The sequence below is a fragment of the Polaribacter sp. IC073 genome, assembly GCF_007997075.1.
Classification (GTDB): domain Bacteria; phylum Bacteroidota; class Bacteroidia; order Flavobacteriales; family Flavobacteriaceae; genus Polaribacter.
This window is the reverse complement of the sequence record NZ_VORS01000004.1, coordinates 35,070-51,880: the sequence shown is the minus strand read 5'-3', so window position 1 is coordinate 51,880 and position 16,811 is coordinate 35,070. Positions and strand designations below refer to the sequence as shown.

General features: G+C 31.9%; 14 protein-coding genes. 2 read left to right on the top strand and 12 right to left on the bottom strand.

What is annotated here, in order from left to right:
• Positions 1 to 94: 94 nt before the first annotated feature.
• A complete protein-coding gene (locus ES045_RS07140) occupies positions 95 to 1,129 on the top strand; it encodes a helix-turn-helix transcriptional regulator (protein WP_147114635.1) in 1,035 nt (344 codons plus the stop codon).
• Between the two features lie 92 nt (positions 1,130 to 1,221).
• Here the strand turns inward: ES045_RS07140 and ES045_RS07135 are convergent, their stop codons facing one another.
• The 5 genes from ES045_RS07135 to ES045_RS07115 all read right to left on the bottom strand — a co-directional run bounded on the left by ES045_RS07135 (position 1,222) and on the right by ES045_RS07115 (position 4,473).
• Complete coding sequence (locus ES045_RS07135) at positions 1,222 to 1,422, bottom strand: DUF6327 family protein (protein WP_147114632.1); 201 nt, start codon at positions 1,420 to 1,422, stop codon at positions 1,222 to 1,224.
• Between the two features lie 20 nt (positions 1,423 to 1,442).
• The gene (locus ES045_RS07130; RefSeq protein ID WP_147114629.1) at positions 1,443 to 1,790 is read right to left on the bottom strand and encodes a hypothetical protein; all 348 of its coding nucleotides are present in this window, start codon (positions 1,788 to 1,790) and stop codon (positions 1,443 to 1,445) included.
• A 3-nt stretch (positions 1,791 to 1,793) separates the two neighbouring features.
• The gene (locus tag ES045_RS07125; RefSeq protein WP_147114627.1) at positions 1,794 to 2,126 is read right to left on the bottom strand and encodes a YtxH domain-containing protein; all 333 of its coding nucleotides are present in this window, start codon (positions 2,124 to 2,126) and stop codon (positions 1,794 to 1,796) included.
• Between the two features lie 267 nt (positions 2,127 to 2,393).
• Complete coding sequence (pckA, locus tag ES045_RS07120) at positions 2,394 to 4,004, bottom strand: phosphoenolpyruvate carboxykinase (ATP) (protein WP_147114623.1); 1,611 nt, start codon at positions 4,002 to 4,004, stop codon at positions 2,394 to 2,396.
• Positions 4,005 to 4,092: 88 nt separating this feature from the next.
• A complete protein-coding gene (locus ES045_RS07115) occupies positions 4,093 to 4,473 on the bottom strand; it encodes a DUF423 domain-containing protein (protein ID WP_147114618.1) in 381 nt (126 codons plus the stop codon).
• Positions 4,474 to 4,545: 72 nt separating this feature from the next.
• Here ES045_RS07115 and ES045_RS07110 point away from each other — a divergent pair, with 72 nt between their 5' ends.
• The gene (locus tag ES045_RS07110; protein ID WP_147114614.1) at positions 4,546 to 5,916 is read left to right on the top strand and encodes a saccharopine dehydrogenase family protein; all 1,371 of its coding nucleotides are present in this window, start codon (positions 4,546 to 4,548) and stop codon (positions 5,914 to 5,916) included.
• 79 nt (positions 5,917 to 5,995) lie between these two features.
• On the opposite strand, the gene ES045_RS07105 is transcribed toward ES045_RS07110, so the two are convergent.
• From ES045_RS07105 to ES045_RS07075, 7 genes are all read right to left on the bottom strand, one after another.
• Positions 5,996 to 6,718: a tRNA1(Val) (adenine(37)-N6)-methyltransferase gene (locus tag ES045_RS07105; RefSeq protein WP_147114611.1), complete on the bottom strand. Its 723-nt coding sequence runs from the start codon at positions 6,716 to 6,718 to the stop codon at positions 5,996 to 5,998.
• Between the two features lie 90 nt (positions 6,719 to 6,808).
• Positions 6,809 to 9,430, bottom strand: a complete 2,622-nt coding sequence (locus ES045_RS07100) for a sodium:solute symporter family transporter (RefSeq protein WP_147114607.1) — start codon at positions 9,428 to 9,430, stop codon at positions 6,809 to 6,811.
• A 215-nt stretch (positions 9,431 to 9,645) separates the two neighbouring features.
• Positions 9,646 to 10,296 (bottom strand): GDSL-type esterase/lipase family protein, encoded by a 651-nt coding sequence (locus tag ES045_RS07095; protein WP_147114602.1) that lies wholly within the window; start codon positions 10,294 to 10,296, stop codon positions 9,646 to 9,648.
• A gap of 1 nt (position 10,297) precedes the next feature.
• The gene (locus ES045_RS07090; protein WP_147114597.1) at positions 10,298 to 12,349 is read right to left on the bottom strand and encodes a family 20 glycosylhydrolase; all 2,052 of its coding nucleotides are present in this window, start codon (positions 12,347 to 12,349) and stop codon (positions 10,298 to 10,300) included.
• A 10-nt stretch (positions 12,350 to 12,359) separates the two neighbouring features.
• On the bottom strand, positions 12,360 to 13,541 hold the full coding sequence (locus tag ES045_RS07085) for a glycoside hydrolase family 27 protein (RefSeq protein ID WP_147114592.1): 1,182 nt from the start codon (positions 13,539 to 13,541) through the stop codon (positions 12,360 to 12,362).
• Positions 13,542 to 13,557: 16 nt separating this feature from the next.
• Positions 13,558 to 15,630, bottom strand: a complete 2,073-nt coding sequence (locus ES045_RS07080; protein ID WP_147114589.1) for a GDSL-type esterase/lipase family protein — start codon at positions 15,628 to 15,630, stop codon at positions 13,558 to 13,560.
• A 26-nt stretch (positions 15,631 to 15,656) separates the two neighbouring features.
• Positions 15,657 to 16,790, bottom strand: a complete 1,134-nt coding sequence (locus tag ES045_RS07075; protein WP_189663045.1) for a sialidase family protein — start codon at positions 16,788 to 16,790, stop codon at positions 15,657 to 15,659.
• Between the last annotated feature and the right edge of the window lie 21 nt (positions 16,791 to 16,811).

Sequence of the window (16,811 nt, the reverse complement as noted above, 5' to 3'; positions counted from 1 at the left end):
AAATTTTAATCGATATGGTATATGTATATACTTTTTCAATTATCTTTATAAACTATTTTTAAACAAAATATTAATAAGTTTTTAAGCTGAATTTATGATTACAATTGAAATAATTGCGGATAGTCCGAAAGATACACTTGAGCAACTTGAAGAAGTTTTAGGAGGTTATATAGAAGAACATTGGAGTGAGTGTACTTTAATTATTGACAATGAAAATGCTTCAGGCCAAGTTAAATTTACTCCTTTTGATTGGGGTGTTAATTTGTTAGATTTCGATATCACTTTTCACAAAGAAGTTATTTTAAAAGTAAAAGCACATAGTAAATTTAATCCTATTCGGTTTTTATATTCTTCACGAGGTTCTTTTAAACATCGGTTTGGTTTTGATAATAAAGAAAAAGTCATAGAACAATTTCAATCATTAATCTTTACAAATAAAATAGGGGGATATAATTATATTCATTTCCCTAAAGAAGAAGCTTTAGAAATAAACATTATTCAAATAGTTAGAAAAGATTTTTTAAGAAAAAGAACAACAAAAATATCTACTCTTAATAAAAAGTTACATGAAGTTTTTGTAGATACAGATCATGAAAACAGGTTTTCTAATTTTGGTAGTTTAAACCTAAAAATGGCTGACCTTATAAAAGGCTTGAAAAAAATAAAAGGAACAGGAATGTTGCGCATTCTTAAAATTGAAGCTCGGGTTTACGAAATTTTATCCTTGCATATACAGCAACATAATAGGCTCTTAGAAGGAGTGCCTTTACCTACCTCTCTTGTAAGAAGTGAACTAAAAATAATAAGAAAGTTTAGTACTATCATCTTAAAAAACCCAGAAAAAGATTATTCTTTAGATGAACTCTCTTTACAGTCTGGCTTAACTCAATCTAAACTACAAGATGGTTTTAAATTCTTATATAATAGAACTGTAACAGAATATATAAGACACGTTCGTTTAGAATCTGCAAGAGATTTAATAAGAACTACAGATTTAAATATCTCTCAAATAGTTTATACAATTGGTTTTAGTAGTAGAAGTTATTTTTCTAAAATTTTTAGAGAAAAGTATGACATTACTCCAAATCAATTTAAGAAGAAGTTACAAATTGTTTTAAAACCAAAATAAAAAGATAAGCCTCAATGTAGAAACATTGAGGCTTATCTTTTACCAACTATACGCACTATTAATAAAAAGCAGCACTTTATTTTATTCTTCGTTTATTTAAAAATTTTCTTGATAAACATTAAAGCACCGTACTTACTTACAAATTTTAAACCATTGCTTAAAATACTGATTGGCCTTAGACTTTCCTCAAAATCATTTTTAACAACTTTTAGTTCTTCAAGAGCTATTTCTTTCTCTAAAGATAATAACTTTAAATCTCTATCTATTTCCTCAAAACTTTGGTATGTTCTCATTACTGTTGTTTTAATTTGGGTTAATCAAAAAATATTTTAGATAGCTTAGAAATTATTATTTTATCAAAAGTTTTTCTCATGAAAAATAACAATAGAGATATTACTAATATAATTAACCCTACACATAAATAACCTAATGCAACGTTTTGAAGGTATTCACCTAGAGCGATTGCAGAAGAAAAGGCTATAAATATTAAACCTAGAAAAGCCAAACCTCCAATAATAAAAAGTTTCACTATTACAGCAGATGTTAAAGCAGATAGTTGAAAAACTTTCAACTTTGTATGCTCATACGTCTTTGTAACAAATTGCTTGGTTGCATCTGTTCCAGTATCGGCAGAATTACTTAAATTATTAAATAAACTCATGTATTATGCAGGTTTTTGTAATTTCTTACTTTTATCTTTTAATTCTTTTAATTTTTTCTCTAGAGTTGAAATTACATCTTCAGCTTTACTAGTTACGTTAGAAAATACGTTTTCTAATTGTGTGTCTAAACTTTCTTTTTTCTCTGATACTGTAGAAGAAACTTGTGTTTTGATTTCAGAAGCTCTCTCTGCCATTTTATCTTTAGCTGCCAAAGCTTCATCAGAAATTCTCTGTCTTGTTTTTTCGCCTTTATCTGGAGCAAATAAAATACCTAAAGTTGCACCTATTACTGTTCCTGCTAATAAACCTACTATTGTGTTACTACTGTTACTCATCTTGCTAATTTTTTAAAGTTAAACTAATTTCTTTGTTAAATCTACTACAATATCTATACCAACATTGCACATAACAAAGATAAATTTAAAGTAAAGCTCTAATTAACTCAATAAAAGTAAATATTGACTCAAACAAGTTTACAATAAACCAATTTACTTATTCATTATTGACAGCAAAAATACTCATTTTGTTATACAATCATTAAATATACTTATAAAAACAAAAAACACCTCTAGATGAGGTGTTTAATTCTAAAAAAAATATAACTAAAAAGCATATCGTTGAGGGCCTCCTCTTCGTATGTCTTCGCTTGCAGCTTCTTCAAATTGCGTGAAATTATTTCTGAATGCGTTCGATAATTTAAAAGCTGTTTTATAATAAGCTTCATCATCATTCCAAGTAGATCTCGGACTTAGTAATTCTGTTGGAACTCCAGGACAACTTCTAGGTTGCGCTACTCCGAAAACAGAATGAATATGATAATCTTCATATTTATAGCTTCCTAAATCACCATTTAAAACAGCAGAGATCATTGCTCTGGTATATTTTAAAGGCATTCTTCTTCCTACTCCGTATTGGCCACCAGACCAACCTGTATTTATCAACCAAACATTTACGCCGGCATCTTTCATCTTTTTACTTAGCATTTCTGCATACTTCGTGGGATGCAAAGGCATAAAAGGTGCGCCAAAACAAGCAGAAAAACTTGGTGTTGGTTCTATAATTCCTGCCTCTGTTCCTGCAACTTTTGCCGTATAACCAGAAATAAAATGATACGCTGCTTGGTTGGGAGTTAATTTAGAAATTGGAGGTAAAACTCCGAAAGCATCTGCTGTTAAAAAGAAAATATTTTTTGGATTTTTACCTATTGAGGGTTTTTTAATATTGTCTATGTGATAAATAGGATAACTAACTCTTGTGTTTTGGGTAATTGAAGTATCTGCAAAATCGATAACTCCTTTGTCATCCATCACAACATTTTCTAAGATTGCTCCTTTCTTAATAGCAGCAAAAATTTCTGGTTCTTGTTCTTGCGATAGATTAATTACTTTTGCATAACAACCACCTTCAAAATTAAAAACGGTGTTTTCTGCAGTCCAACCATGTTCATCATCTCCAATTAAACTTCTTTCAGGGTCTGTAGAAAGTGTTGTTTTTCCGGTTCCAGATAATCCGAAGAAAATTGCAGTATCCCCATCTTTACCAACATTTGCAGAACAATGCATTGGCAAGGTGTTTTTATAAACAGGTAATATAAAATTTAAGGCAGAAAAAATTCCTTTTTTAATTTCCCCCGTATAACCAGTTCCACCAATTAAAGCTATTTTTCTTGTAAAGTTTAATATTGCAAAATTGTGTTGGCGCGTTCCATCTACTTCGGGGTCTGCCATAAAACCAGGAGCATTTATTACGGTCCATTCTGGCTCAAAACTCTTTAGTTCCTTTTCTGTCGGGCGTAAAAACATGTTATGAGCAAACATATTGCTCCAAGGATATTCATTTACTACTCGTATGTTTAACTTGTAATCTTCATCTGCACAAGCATAACAATCTCTCACAAAAATTTCTTTTTCAGAAAGATACGCTGCTACCTTGTTGTAAAGCTTATCAAATTTTGCTGTATCAAAAGGAAGGTTGATGTCACTCCACCAAACTTCATCTTTTGTAATATTGTCTTTTACAATAAACCTGTCTTTGGGCGATCTACCTGTAAATTCACCTGTGTTTACGGCAATTGCACCTAAAGAAGATGCAACTCCTTGTTCTTTTTCTAAAATTTCTGCATGTAAGTCGTTAGACGATAATTGGTAACGAATTGTTGCATTTTTGATTCCTAGATTATTTAACGAAATCGATTTCGTACTTGTATCTACCATATCAATATTTTTGTTGTGTTTTGTTATCATGCAAAATTAAACAAAAAAATTTCACAGAGCAGTTAATTTAAACTTTTTTATAAATTTCTTATTTTATCAGTGCTTTCTTCAAGAAAGAAAGCGTCATAAATAGCCAACCTATTACCAACAATAATCCGCCAAGAGGTGTTATAAACCAAATAGATTTAGCTGTTATTTCTGTTAATTGAATTGCATAAATAGATCCCGAAAAGCAAAATATACCGGAGAAAAACAACCAACTTATCGTATTTTTTTGAGCTGAAGAAAAGCCGTTATACATATTCACAAAAAGCAATACAATTACATGATACATTTGGTAACGCACTCCGGTTTCATAACTTAATAATTCTGCAATTGACAAAGAGTCTTTTAATGCATGTGCGCCAAAAGCTCCTAAAATGATGGCCAACATTCCTAAAAAACTAGTAATTATTAAATTTTTAAACATTTTTGATGGTTTTTGTTGAATTTTAAACAATTAATGTATCTTCGTAATTCATACAAAAATACATATTATTCTATGAAAAATATTCTAATTGTTGGTGCAGGAAAGTCAAGTTCTTCTTTGATAAAATATTTACTTGACAAATCTCATAAAGAGCATCTTTTTTTAACTATCGGAGATATTTCCACAGAAAACGCGAATAAATTGATTGATAATCATAAAAATGCTGAAGCAATTGTTTTAGATGTTTTTGATAAAAATCAGCGTGAAAAATACGTGAAAAAAGCAGATATTGTTATTTCTATGCTGCCCGCAAGGTTTCATATAGCAGTTGCTAAAGATTGTATTTCGTTTAACAAACACATGGTAACGGCTTCTTATATTTCAGAAGAAATGAAAGCTTTAGATGCTCAAGCGAAAGAAAAAGGCTTGGTTTTTATGAACGAAATTGGGCTAGACCCAGGAATTGACCACATGAGTGCAATGCATATAATTGATAAAATTAAAGATGCAGGAGGTAAAATGTTGTTATTTGAATCTTTTTGTGGCGGAATTGTTGCCCCAGAGAGTGATAACAATTTATGGAATTATAAGTTTACTTGGAATCCTAGAAATGTAGTTTTAGCAGGACAAGGTGGTGCTGCAATGTTTGTACAAGAAGGCACCTATAAATACATTCCGTATCATAAATTATTTAGAAGAACAGAATTTCTAAAAATAAATGGAAGTGGCAATTTTGAGGCCTACGCAAATAGAGATTCACTAAAGTATAGAAGTGTTTATGGCTTGGATGAAATTCCTACAATGTACAGAGGAACCATTAGAAAAGTAGGGTTTTCTAGAGCCTGGAATATTTTTGTGCAACTAGGTATGACCGATGATTCGTATGCGATTGAAGATTCTGAAAACATGAGTTACAGAGATTTTATAAATCTTTTTCTTGCTTATTCTCCTTCAGATTCTGTTGAATTAAAATTGCGTTCTTACCTAAAAATAGATCAAGATGATGTAATGTGGGCCAAATTAGTAGAGTTAGATCTTTTTAATCCGAAGAAAAAAATTGGATTAAAAAATGCAACTCCGGCTAAAATGCTTCAAAAAATATTACAAGATTCTTGGACTTTAGAAGAAAATGATAAAGATATGATTGTAATGCAGCATCTTTTCGGTTATGAAATGAACGGAGAAAAACGTCAAATTGAAAGTAGTTTGGTTGTTATTGGAGAAAACCAAACCTACACCGCCATGGCAAAAACAGTAGGTTTACCTGTTGGAATTGCAGCTTTAAAAATTCTAAAAGGTGAAATTAAAACTCCAGGAGTTCAGCTTCCTATTACAAAAGAAGTCTATGAACCTATTTTAAAAGAACTAGAAAATTACGGAATTAAATTTTCTGAGAAGGAAGTGCCTTATTTAGGCTATAATCCTAATAATGTAATTGGGTAAACTTCTGTCATTGAAAGGAACGAAGCAATCTCTAATTATAAGCAGATTACTCCGTTCCTCGCAATGATTAAAAAAAACATTACATCTTCAAATAAAAATCTTTTGTCAAATTAATATAATCTTCTGTGTATTGATGACGACCCGTTTCTATAATTAAGTGTGTTTCTTTTATTTCTGATGCTTGAAAAGAAAACTCGAGTAAACTTCTTTTAATTTCTGAAGTTTCATTTCCTTGAACTCGACAAACTCTATTTATAATTAAATGATGTTCTTTAGCAAGATTGATAAATTCTTCTTCTTCTTTAAAAGGAATGATGGTTGCGAAAATTCCGTTTTCTGATAAAATTTTAACAACTCCCTCAATTAATGCGGAAAAAGAAAGTGAAGAAGTAAATCTTGCTTTATTCCTCGCAGCATCTTCTGTTTCAAAATCCTCTGTATAAAAAGGCGGATTGGAAACAATTAGGTCATAGCTTTCTTCCTCCTCTGCTATTTCATCGGCAAATTCAATAAATGTAGCATTGTAACAATACAGGCGATCTCCCCAATCAGATTTTTCGAAATTCTCTACAGTTTGCTCGTAGGCACTCTCATCTACCTCAACTGCATCTATGGTCATTGCATCTGAGCGTTGTGCAATCATTAAAGAAATAACCCCTGTGCCAGATCCGATATCTAAAATAGCATCCGGATAATGATCAACAGCACACCAAGCTCCTAATAGAACGCCGTCTGTACCAACTTTCATGGCTGTTTTATCTTGATGAATGGTAAACTCTTTAAATTGGAATGGTTTTTTCATCCTTCAAAAATAATATAAAAAAAATACTTAACAGGGTTTTAAAGTCTTGTTAAGTATTAATATATGCTAAATAATAAAATATTTATTATTTCACGAAACTTTAATTGCTTTCTTTTTATCTGGAAAGATCAAACTAAAAATATATCCGAAGCTAAAACAAGAAGCAACACCAAAGAAAGAATACATTAAAAAGTTAATTTCTGTAAACACACTTATATACCATATTACAAGTGCACTTACCACTAACCCAATTAAGGTACCAGTAGCATTGGCTTTCTTGGTAAGCATTCCTAAAAGAAACATTCCTCCTAGTCCTCCTGTGAAAAGTCCTAAAAAACGGTAAAATTGATCCCAAAGTGATTTGATTTCTGAACTCGCCATCCAAAGTGCTAAAAGTACTCCTAAAACACCTGTCACCATTGTTGCTACTCTTGCTATTTTTAATAGTTTAACATCGTTTATTTTAGGTTTAAAATGTAAGTGAAAATCGTTACAATAAGCGGTTGAAACCGAATTTAAACTACTACTAATACTAGACATTGCCGCAGAAAAAATTCCGGCTACCAATAAACCAGAAATCCCCATGGGCAGTTCTCTAACAATGTACCAAGGAAAAATAGAATCGTTATTAGAAATTGCTGGTGAAAGTTTAGAAGGCATTTCTGAATAAAATATGAACAAAAGGGTTCCTAAACCAAAAAAGATAATGGTTGCTGGTAATGTTAATACTGCATTTGTATACAAGGTTTTTTGAGAATCTTTAACACTAGAACTAGTTAAATAACGCTGCACAATAGTTTGGTCTGTTCCTTGTGTAACCATAGCAGAGGCAAGCCCTCCAATAAATACTACCCAGAAAGTAGATTCTGTAAAGTTTAATTCTAGGTTAGCAATATTAAATTTTTCTCGATCTGACGCATACGTTATCATATCTCCAAATGAGGTTTCTGTATGCATCATAATCCATACAACTGCCAAAACACTTCCTCCTAACAGCACAATTACTTGCATAACATCCGTCCAAACTACTGCTTCAATTCCTCCAAAAGTGGTATAGAAGATACAAAGTATTCCCATAATCAATATACTGGTTTCAACGGGAATTCCTGTTACAATTGAAATTGCTAATGAAGGTAATAACAATACAATACCGATTCTTCCTAACTGAAATAAGATAAAAGATAAACTTCCAAAAGCACGTGCTGCGTAATTAAAACGGTCCTCTAAATATTCATAAGCTGTTTTTATTTTTAGTCTGTTAAAGAAAGGAATGAATATAAAAGCGATTAATGGTGTAATTAATATGGCCGTAATATTAAGAAAAAAGAAAGACCAATCTGTAACAAAAGCCTTCGCAGGAATTGCCATAAAAGTGATGGCACTTAACAAGGTACCAAAAACACTTAAACCTGCAGCCCACCAAGGAATACGTCCGCCTCCTGAAAAGTAATCATCCGTAGATTTTTGTTTACGAGCAAAATAAAGACCAATAAATACAGATATTAATAGGTAAAGTGCAAGAATACTATAATTAAGAATCCCGAAAGGATGTGCAGCATCTGCAATTTTAAACGTTTGCACACTTGGCGTTCGAATACCTGGAGAAACTTCACCCGAAACAATGACAAAAGCATCGTTATTTTTAAATGAAAGCGCCGTTACAGGAATTTTAGTCGGAAGAGTATCATACACAAACCATTTTTTAGTGATGGTATTATATGCTAAAATATCTTTTGAAAACCCTGGGTGCTTGTTTAAGATAGCATCTCTTCTGGCAGTTAATTCGTTTTTTACAGCAGCATCTTGCTCACTACTCATTTTTAAACCAATATTTTCTAATTCATCAAAAAGTAATGCGTCACTTCCCCCATACACCATAATATGCATAGAACCCATAACTTCTGCAGAAGCTCCCATTAAAACGAGTGGTTTGTCATCAATCAATAACTCTCCTTCTTCATGCCACACTTCATTCTTAAAGTCATAAGACAAATACGTAGTTAAAGCTTTAGATTTTTGTCCTGCTATTTCATTTCTTCCCCCGATAACAAATAGTTTTTTTGCTTCTTTTGTTTCTTGAACCGCCGTAGTATGAAGTGCTCTAGGAAGCCCGGGGAAATCAGTTAACTTCGCCCAACTTTGTTTCTTTTTTAAATCTAATTTATAAAACGAATTTGTGCTACGTTTTGCATTTTTACCACCAACTAAATATACAAAGTCATCTACAACCACTGCAGAAGAAAAAGCTAAAGATTCTGGTAATTTTGGATATGCTGTTATTTCAACTTCTTTGCTTGCGCTATTATAACTCAGCATAAAAACACTGTTACTAGTCGAAGTTGCATTGTTACCGCCAATGCATAAAATACCTTGGTCTGTATTTATAGAAGCCGAATAGCCAAGTGGTTCCAGTAATTGTTTTGAAGATAATCGCCATTTGTTGTTTTCAAAAACGTAAATATCTTTGCTCCAAACTTTCTTACCACCTTCCCAAGGCAAACCTTCAGGGAAATTAGCACCACCAGCAACCAAAAAAACTCCGTTGTGAGCTCCTCCTAACATACCAGCAAAACCAAGAGATTCAGTTGTATTTTGTTGAGCAGGCAAACTAGGTAGATTTGTAAGTTTTAATTTGGAAATTTCTTGTCCGTAAAATTGAACACTAATTAAAATTACGGCCAATAAGAGAACTGCCTTCTGAATTTTCTTCATTTTATTGAGATTACTTTGTAAATAATTCGTTTTTTTCAAATCGTTTTAGAGCTTTGCTACTTCGTTACTTTTTCTAAACCACTGCAATGAAATGAAATAAATTTTTAATATAAAAATTGTAAGGCAAGTTAATAAAATAATTTTAAATGTATTATGTATTACATATTAAATTTAATTATGTCTTTTAGCCTAACTTACATAGTCTTATATTTATTTTAACGAACATCTTTTCGGATTATTTTTTTCCATTTTTCATAACCCTCAGCACTTAAATGCAAACCATCATACGTATATTTTAGTTTGATGTGTTTTTTACTATTTCTCATTTTTTTATGCAAATTGATAAACTTTACATTCAATTTTTTCGTTAATTTTCCTAAACGTTTATTTGCTTCTATAATTTTCTGATGATTGCTTTTATGTCCAGAAAACCTTGTGCCAACATTTGGATTGATAGGCAAAATACTCTGTACATATATTTTTGTTTCTTCGGATTGACTTTTGATTTGTAAAATAATTTTTGCTGTATTTTTTAGAACATAATCGATACTTTTACCACGCGCCATATCATTGGTACCAATTAATAAAAATACTTTTTTTGGTTTTGATGCGGTAACTTCATCCAATCTAAATAAAATTCCATCAGTAACATCACCACTAATTCCGCGATTAACAACATTTTTACCAGGAAATAATTCTTTCCACTTTCCACCTTCTGTAATGCTATTTCCTAAGAAAATAATTTCATTTTTAGTGTCTGCTTCTTTTTCAAATTTTGCTTTTCTATTATAATAATGTTCAGAATAATTTTGAGCAAAACCTATATTTACAAAAGTTAGTAATAAAATAACTAGGATTTTTTTCATACTACTTATTTTCGAAATTAGTACTATATTTTAAGTCTGATACTTCTCTAAATCCGTCTTTGGTAACCTTTACAGGAATACAAGTAAACATCCATTTCCAAGAATTTCTATCTTGTGGAATTTTTAACAACACATTATTCCAACCTTTTTTTAAAGTGATTTTTGTCGGACTTCTAAAAAAGTAATCTTCATCAATAAACGGAATTTCATCTGTCTTTGTTCCTAAATTTGGTTGTTTCCAAGCTGGCGGAGCTATTTCAGTATTATTAACCCAAATTTTTGGTTTTGTAGTGTGCCAGTCTCCTAAACCAGGAAAAGGACCAACGCGTCTTCCTCCCGATCTTGACCAACCTTGAAAGCCAATCCAAAAATCTTGCACCCTATCTTCCGGAGAATAAATAGTTGTATACGCATAATAGGTTCCTTGTTTTGCTTCCGTTACAGCAGGAAATCCGAAGAAATGTTTTAAATGAATGGTTGCCCCAACGTGATTATCTGTCCAAGAAAATTCTTCTCCATCCACTTTATAGCTTTCTTTAATTATCTCTTCAACAAGAAATGATTTTTCTACATTTCCATTATGATCAAAAGGGCCAATTAATTTCCACTCTTTATCGGTTTGCTTTATATATTGAAACTCTTTTCCTTTAAAAAACAAATCTCTATGTGTAATTACTTTTGCTTCAAAAGCCTTAAAATCTTTAAATTCTTGCGTTTCTTTTGGGGGTGATTTTGCCCAATATTCCGGATAATCTTTTGCTCTACCATTCCAAATTGCATCCGCATAAAATACCATGGATGGATAAATAGGATTTTGCTTTAAAATATCGCGTTCGTTATGAATGTTATTGTCTGGCCACGCAGCTAAAATTCCTCCAAGTGCTAAAGCATCTCCTTTTGGTTGTCTAGCTGGTTGCTGAAAAAACAACCTTCCCATTCCTGCAAAAGGATCTAAATGATTGATATAATTACTCCTCGAATCTATAAATCTGTGCCCTTTTCGACCTTCGTGATACGCCCAAAGTTGATTGATAGAAGTGGTATCTTTTTTTACCACAATCCCTTCTTTCCAAACAATAACCTCTCTATTGTTTTTTTCGATGAGCTGCATCAATTCAAAAATAACATCGTTAGAAACTCGCTCAAAATCGTTTCTAACTTCATCGGTTCCAATATGAATATAAGGCATTGTTTTTGCGTCTGCCAAATCCATTAATTCTTGAAATAAATTGAGTAAAATAGGTTTTACTTTTGGATCGCGCATTTCATCAATTTGCAACGCTTTTCTAAACGCATCTGTATGTCCTGGAATATCGAATTCTGGAATCAACGTGATTTTTCTTTCTTTACAAAAAGCTATAATATCTTTGAAATCTTCTTGCGTATAAAAATTCCCTTTTTGTCTTGAAGTTGCTTCTTGCGATTGTAATTCTGGATATATTTTACTCTCTAATCTCCAACCAGGGTTGTCTGTTAAATGCCAATGAAACACATTGTATTTGTATTGTGATAAAATTTCAATCTGTTCTTTTAATTGTGCTACCGATTGAAAATTACGACCAGTATCGTGCATAAAACCACGAATTTTAAACACAGGAAAATCTAAAATATCAACTTTAGGGAAAACGCCTTTTGTTTTACTTTTTCTAAAGATTTGTTTTAAAGTTTGAATTCCGTAATAAATACCTTTATCAGAATTTGACGTAATTATTATTTTATCAGAAATGCTTAATTTATAGGCTTCTTCATTATTTTCATCAACAGAACTATTTTCTTTTTTAAGTTGAATATGTAAGCCGTTTACTAATGAATTTATGCCTTTTTCATTGAAAAAACCAGCTAAAATATTTCCTTCATTTTTAAAATCATTTGCAATTATGTGTACACTTTCAAACTGAATTTCTGCATCGCCAAAATTGATTTGATTTGGCACAGGAATTATAGGATAGGTAGCTTCAAAATCGATTGCATTGTTTTGAGCACATCCACTAAAACAGAAAAATAAAAAGCTAATAAAAACGATGTTCTTTAGTTTAACTAAATTTAATTTCATACTTATTATTTTATTTTGTCAGTCTAAAAACCACAACATCTCTAGCAGGCACTTCAATTAAAAAATTAGTGCTTGTCGTACCAATTGTTTTATTTTTCCATAAATTTTTAACAGCATATTCTCCAGAAAAATCTTTAATATTCATCTGTTTCCAATTTACTTGATATTTATTATTTGAAGTTTCTCTATTAAATAAACAGATAGCAATATCTCCATTTTCTAAAGGTTTTTGCCAAATTTCAAAGTTTCCGTAATCTTTAACCTTAAAACCTTGTTTTCCTAAAACGTCTTGATTTATAGCTATTAATTCTTTGTTTGTTAAAATTTCTTGATCACTAAAAGACATTGTTCTTAAATCGTTTCCAGCCATTAAAGGCGCTGCCAACATTGCCCACATACTAAAATGTGCTCTTGCTTCATTAATTGGCATATCGTTATTTCCTACAGCCAACATGTCTGGATCATTCCAATGTCCTGGACCTGCATATTTTTCTAAACCAACTTGCAGGTCTACTAAATCTGACCATCCAATTAAATTTCCATTAATATTTCCATCAAACCTACCTTTCATATCAATATCTAAAGTAGTTCTCCATAAATGCCCTACATTTTCTGCCCATTCCCAAGGTTTGTTTTCTCCCCATTCACACATACTAAAAACAATTGGTTTGCCTGCTTTATATAATGCATCGCGCATTAACTTGTATGCTGTTTTTGCATCTTGTCCTTCCGTATAGCACCAGTCGTATTTTAAATAATCTACGCCCCATTTCGCATAGGTTTCTGCATCTTTATACTCAAAACCTTTACTTCCTGGTCGTTTTGCACAGGTCATTGTTCCTGCGTCCGAATAAATTCCGAACTTTAAACCTTTAGAATGTACATAATCCGCTAAAACCTTAATTCCTGATGGAAATTTTTCTTTATCAACAATAATATAGCCGTTTTCATCTCTTCCTATTTGCCAACAATCATCAATAACAACATACTCGTAACCAACATCTTTTAGACCTTTTCCAACCATGGCATCTGCCATTTCTCGAATTACAGTTTCGTTAACGCCAGCGCATTCAAAAGTGTTCCAACTATTCCAACCCATTGGAGGTGTTAATGCTAAATTTTCAAATTTTTGTCCAAAAATTACACTTGAAGTTAAAAAACAAACAGCTAAAAAAAGATAAAATGATTTCATTTGATGTTGTATTAAATTAATCTAAAATATTTGAAAATGTTGATGCAGGTAAACCGCTTTTGTTGGTTAAATTACTTTCTGTAAATGGCGAATACCCATAACGAACATATCTTGGGTTTTTAATTTCAGGATGCCAAACTTCTATAATATTATTTTTTATCCTGCTTTTGGCAGACTTAAAAACTTTATCAACTCCAGCAATTTTGATGTCTTTTACAGGTTGATTGTCCTTGGTTTTTAAACCTTCTGAAAATTGAAAATGTACTTCTAATTTAGTATCTATTACATTTACAAAATCGAATAAAGGACCAGAATATGCAATATTTTTTTGATAGGTTTTTGCTAAAGCGATGTTTGATAATCTTTTACCAACAACCCATTTTTGAGTTGGATGTACATCTGTACGATTTCCAACATCGGTAATTACTGCCATTCCTGTATTTGGAATCGATAATAATTTACGCTGCGAATCTCTAAATGATCCCCAACCAGGTCTTTCCATACTCGTTAATTGCACATAATAAAAAGGAAGTGCTGGTTTTTTAAAATGAATGCGCCAATCGTTCACCAACATTTTAAATAATCGCGCATGCAAGTTAACTCGTTCTGCATTCGATTCGCCTTGATACCAAAGAACACCTTTAAAGTTGTAATTTATAAGTGGTAAAATACCTGCATCAAATAAAATAGTAGGATCGTAAGGATGCCTTGCTTTTAGGTTTTTATTCCCTCCAAAATTTTCAGATTTTCGTTTAGAAACCCAAGAATCTATCAACGGATTTTGCCAAGAATCGTTTAACATGCTCACGGTTTCGTGTGTTTGTTCCATGCGTTCTCTACTAACCCAGCTTTGGGTTGGAGAACCACCAACTGCATTGCAAATAATACCAATAGGTACGTTTAATTCTTTTTGAAGATTGTGCGCAAAAGCATAGGCTATTGCAGAGAAATTCTCTAATACTTCACCTTTCTCATTGTGCCAACCAGAATATTTAAAATAATCGTTGGCATTGATATTTTCGAAATCTTCTTTTGTAAATGTATTTCCGCCTAAAACTTTTGGATCCATCGAAAACACAAAAATATTTGGATTCAAGGAATCTTTTAAAACAGTTGCAGCATTTTTCATATCACGAACTTTAAAATCCATGTTAGACTGCCCAGTAGCCAACCAAACCTCGCCAATAAATACTTTATTTATTACGATAGTTTTTGTAGTTGTCGAAATTTTTAATTGATAAGGACCACCAGCTTTCATCGAAGGAAACGCTAGTTTCCATTCACCACTAAGAGCTGTTTTTATTGTTTTTATTCTATTGTTAAATTCAACTTTAACAACATCATTAAAATTAGCAAATCCGTTAAAATGTATTGGTTCATTTCTTTGGATAACCATATTTTCTCCATAGATTTTAGGCAGTATTAATCCTCCAAAATCACCTGTAATTGCACTGTATACTTTTTCTGCTATTATTTTTGCACCAGCTTTCTTCGGATGTAAATTGTCTGGAAAATATTCTGGGTACCGATATAAAGGTTCGTGTAAATCTATCATTTCTACACTTGCGCTTTTTGAGATGCTTTCAATTTTAGCTTGAATCTCTTTAAAATTCTCTCGCATGCCTTCTTCAAACCAATGATGCCCAGAAAAAGTAGGTGTCATTTTACCAATAATAACTTTCGGTTTAGAGGGCAGGTTTTTGTAAAGAGTAATCATCTCTAAATAATCTGCAATAAATTCGTCTTTATGTTTTGGCCAATTGTTATTGCCTTGATCATTTAACCCCAAATGAATAATAACAATATTGGGCTCAAAATCTTGTGATTCTTTAAATACGGGTTTGTCCCAATACGGTTTATGTCCGTTTTTAAGTAATGTAGCTCCAGAAAAACCAAAATTGGCGACTTTATAAGAGTCGCCAAGTAAATTTTGTAATTGCTGTGGATAGGAATTTACTTCCCTGTCTTTAATACCTGCTCCATAGGTAACAGAATTACCAACACAAGCTACTTTAATCGATTGTCCGAAGCTAATACTTGTAAAAAAAAGTAGAAGGAACAGATTTTTATACATAATTTTATAGCTCATGTTGGTTTAATTTTTATTTACAATGATTACTTTTTAGCCTTTTTGTAGCTGTCTTTTCCGTCTGTTAACCACGCTAATGAAAAGCTCGTAAACTCATTTTTCTTGTGATTATCCTTTTCAAAAAACAATCCGATTTCACCATTTTCTAAAATAGTTAAAGAAGAATATGCAGAAGAACCTTCATACACTGTTTTTCCTTCACTCCATGTTTTTCCTTCATCATAACTAATACGAACCGCCATATTTACACGTCCTTTTACCGATTTCGCGTTCGAGAAAATAATTCTATTTTTATCAAAACCATCGTCTTTTGACGTGTAACGTACAATACTTGCATTACACCCCGGATCTATTAATTCTGGTACTGGGTTTGTTTCCCAAGTTTTCCCTTCGTCATTTGAAGTGTGCACATAACGCATCCCTTTACCGTTTACACGTGCATTAATCATTAAAGAACCATCTGCTAATTGAATAACTTTAGACTCATCTGCAGGTAAAACAGGCGTATCTATAAAGTACCATGTTTTACCATGATCATCACTTCCAAATAAATGCAAACCGCTATTTAAGTTCACCATGGTGTGTAATAATTTTCCAGAACGCGTTTGAATACCACGACCAGAAGTAATAAATTTAAAATCTTTTTTCCATTCTGATTTTGCTATCTGTGAAGTAATATCTTCTGGTTTACTCCACGTTTTTCCGTTATCAGCACTTTTCATGACGTGTAAGTAGTAAATATCTTTTTCGGTATCTAAATTCATATAGTTGTAAAACATAAAAATATCACCCGTAACTTCATCAACAATCATAGATGGATCTGAAGCAGATTTCCCTTCTGGAAAATCAATCACCATTTCAATAGGCGTCCAAGTTTTACCATTATCACTACTTCTTCTAATGATAACATTTATGTCTTTACTCCATTTTAAATCGCCACAATTTGGCACACGTTGATCAATAGCTGCTATTAAATCGCCATTTGGTGCCGTAACAATTGCAGGAATTCTGTAACACGAAACCCCCTCTTCCATTCCAGAATTAAAGAGTGCTGTAAATTCTGGAGCTTTGTTTATATTTTCTTCACTTGTGGTATTAACCTTCGTTCCACACGAACTAAGAAGTACAGTAACTAGTAGTAAAATTGCATTTTTAATCATTTTCTTTTATTTTAATCAGTT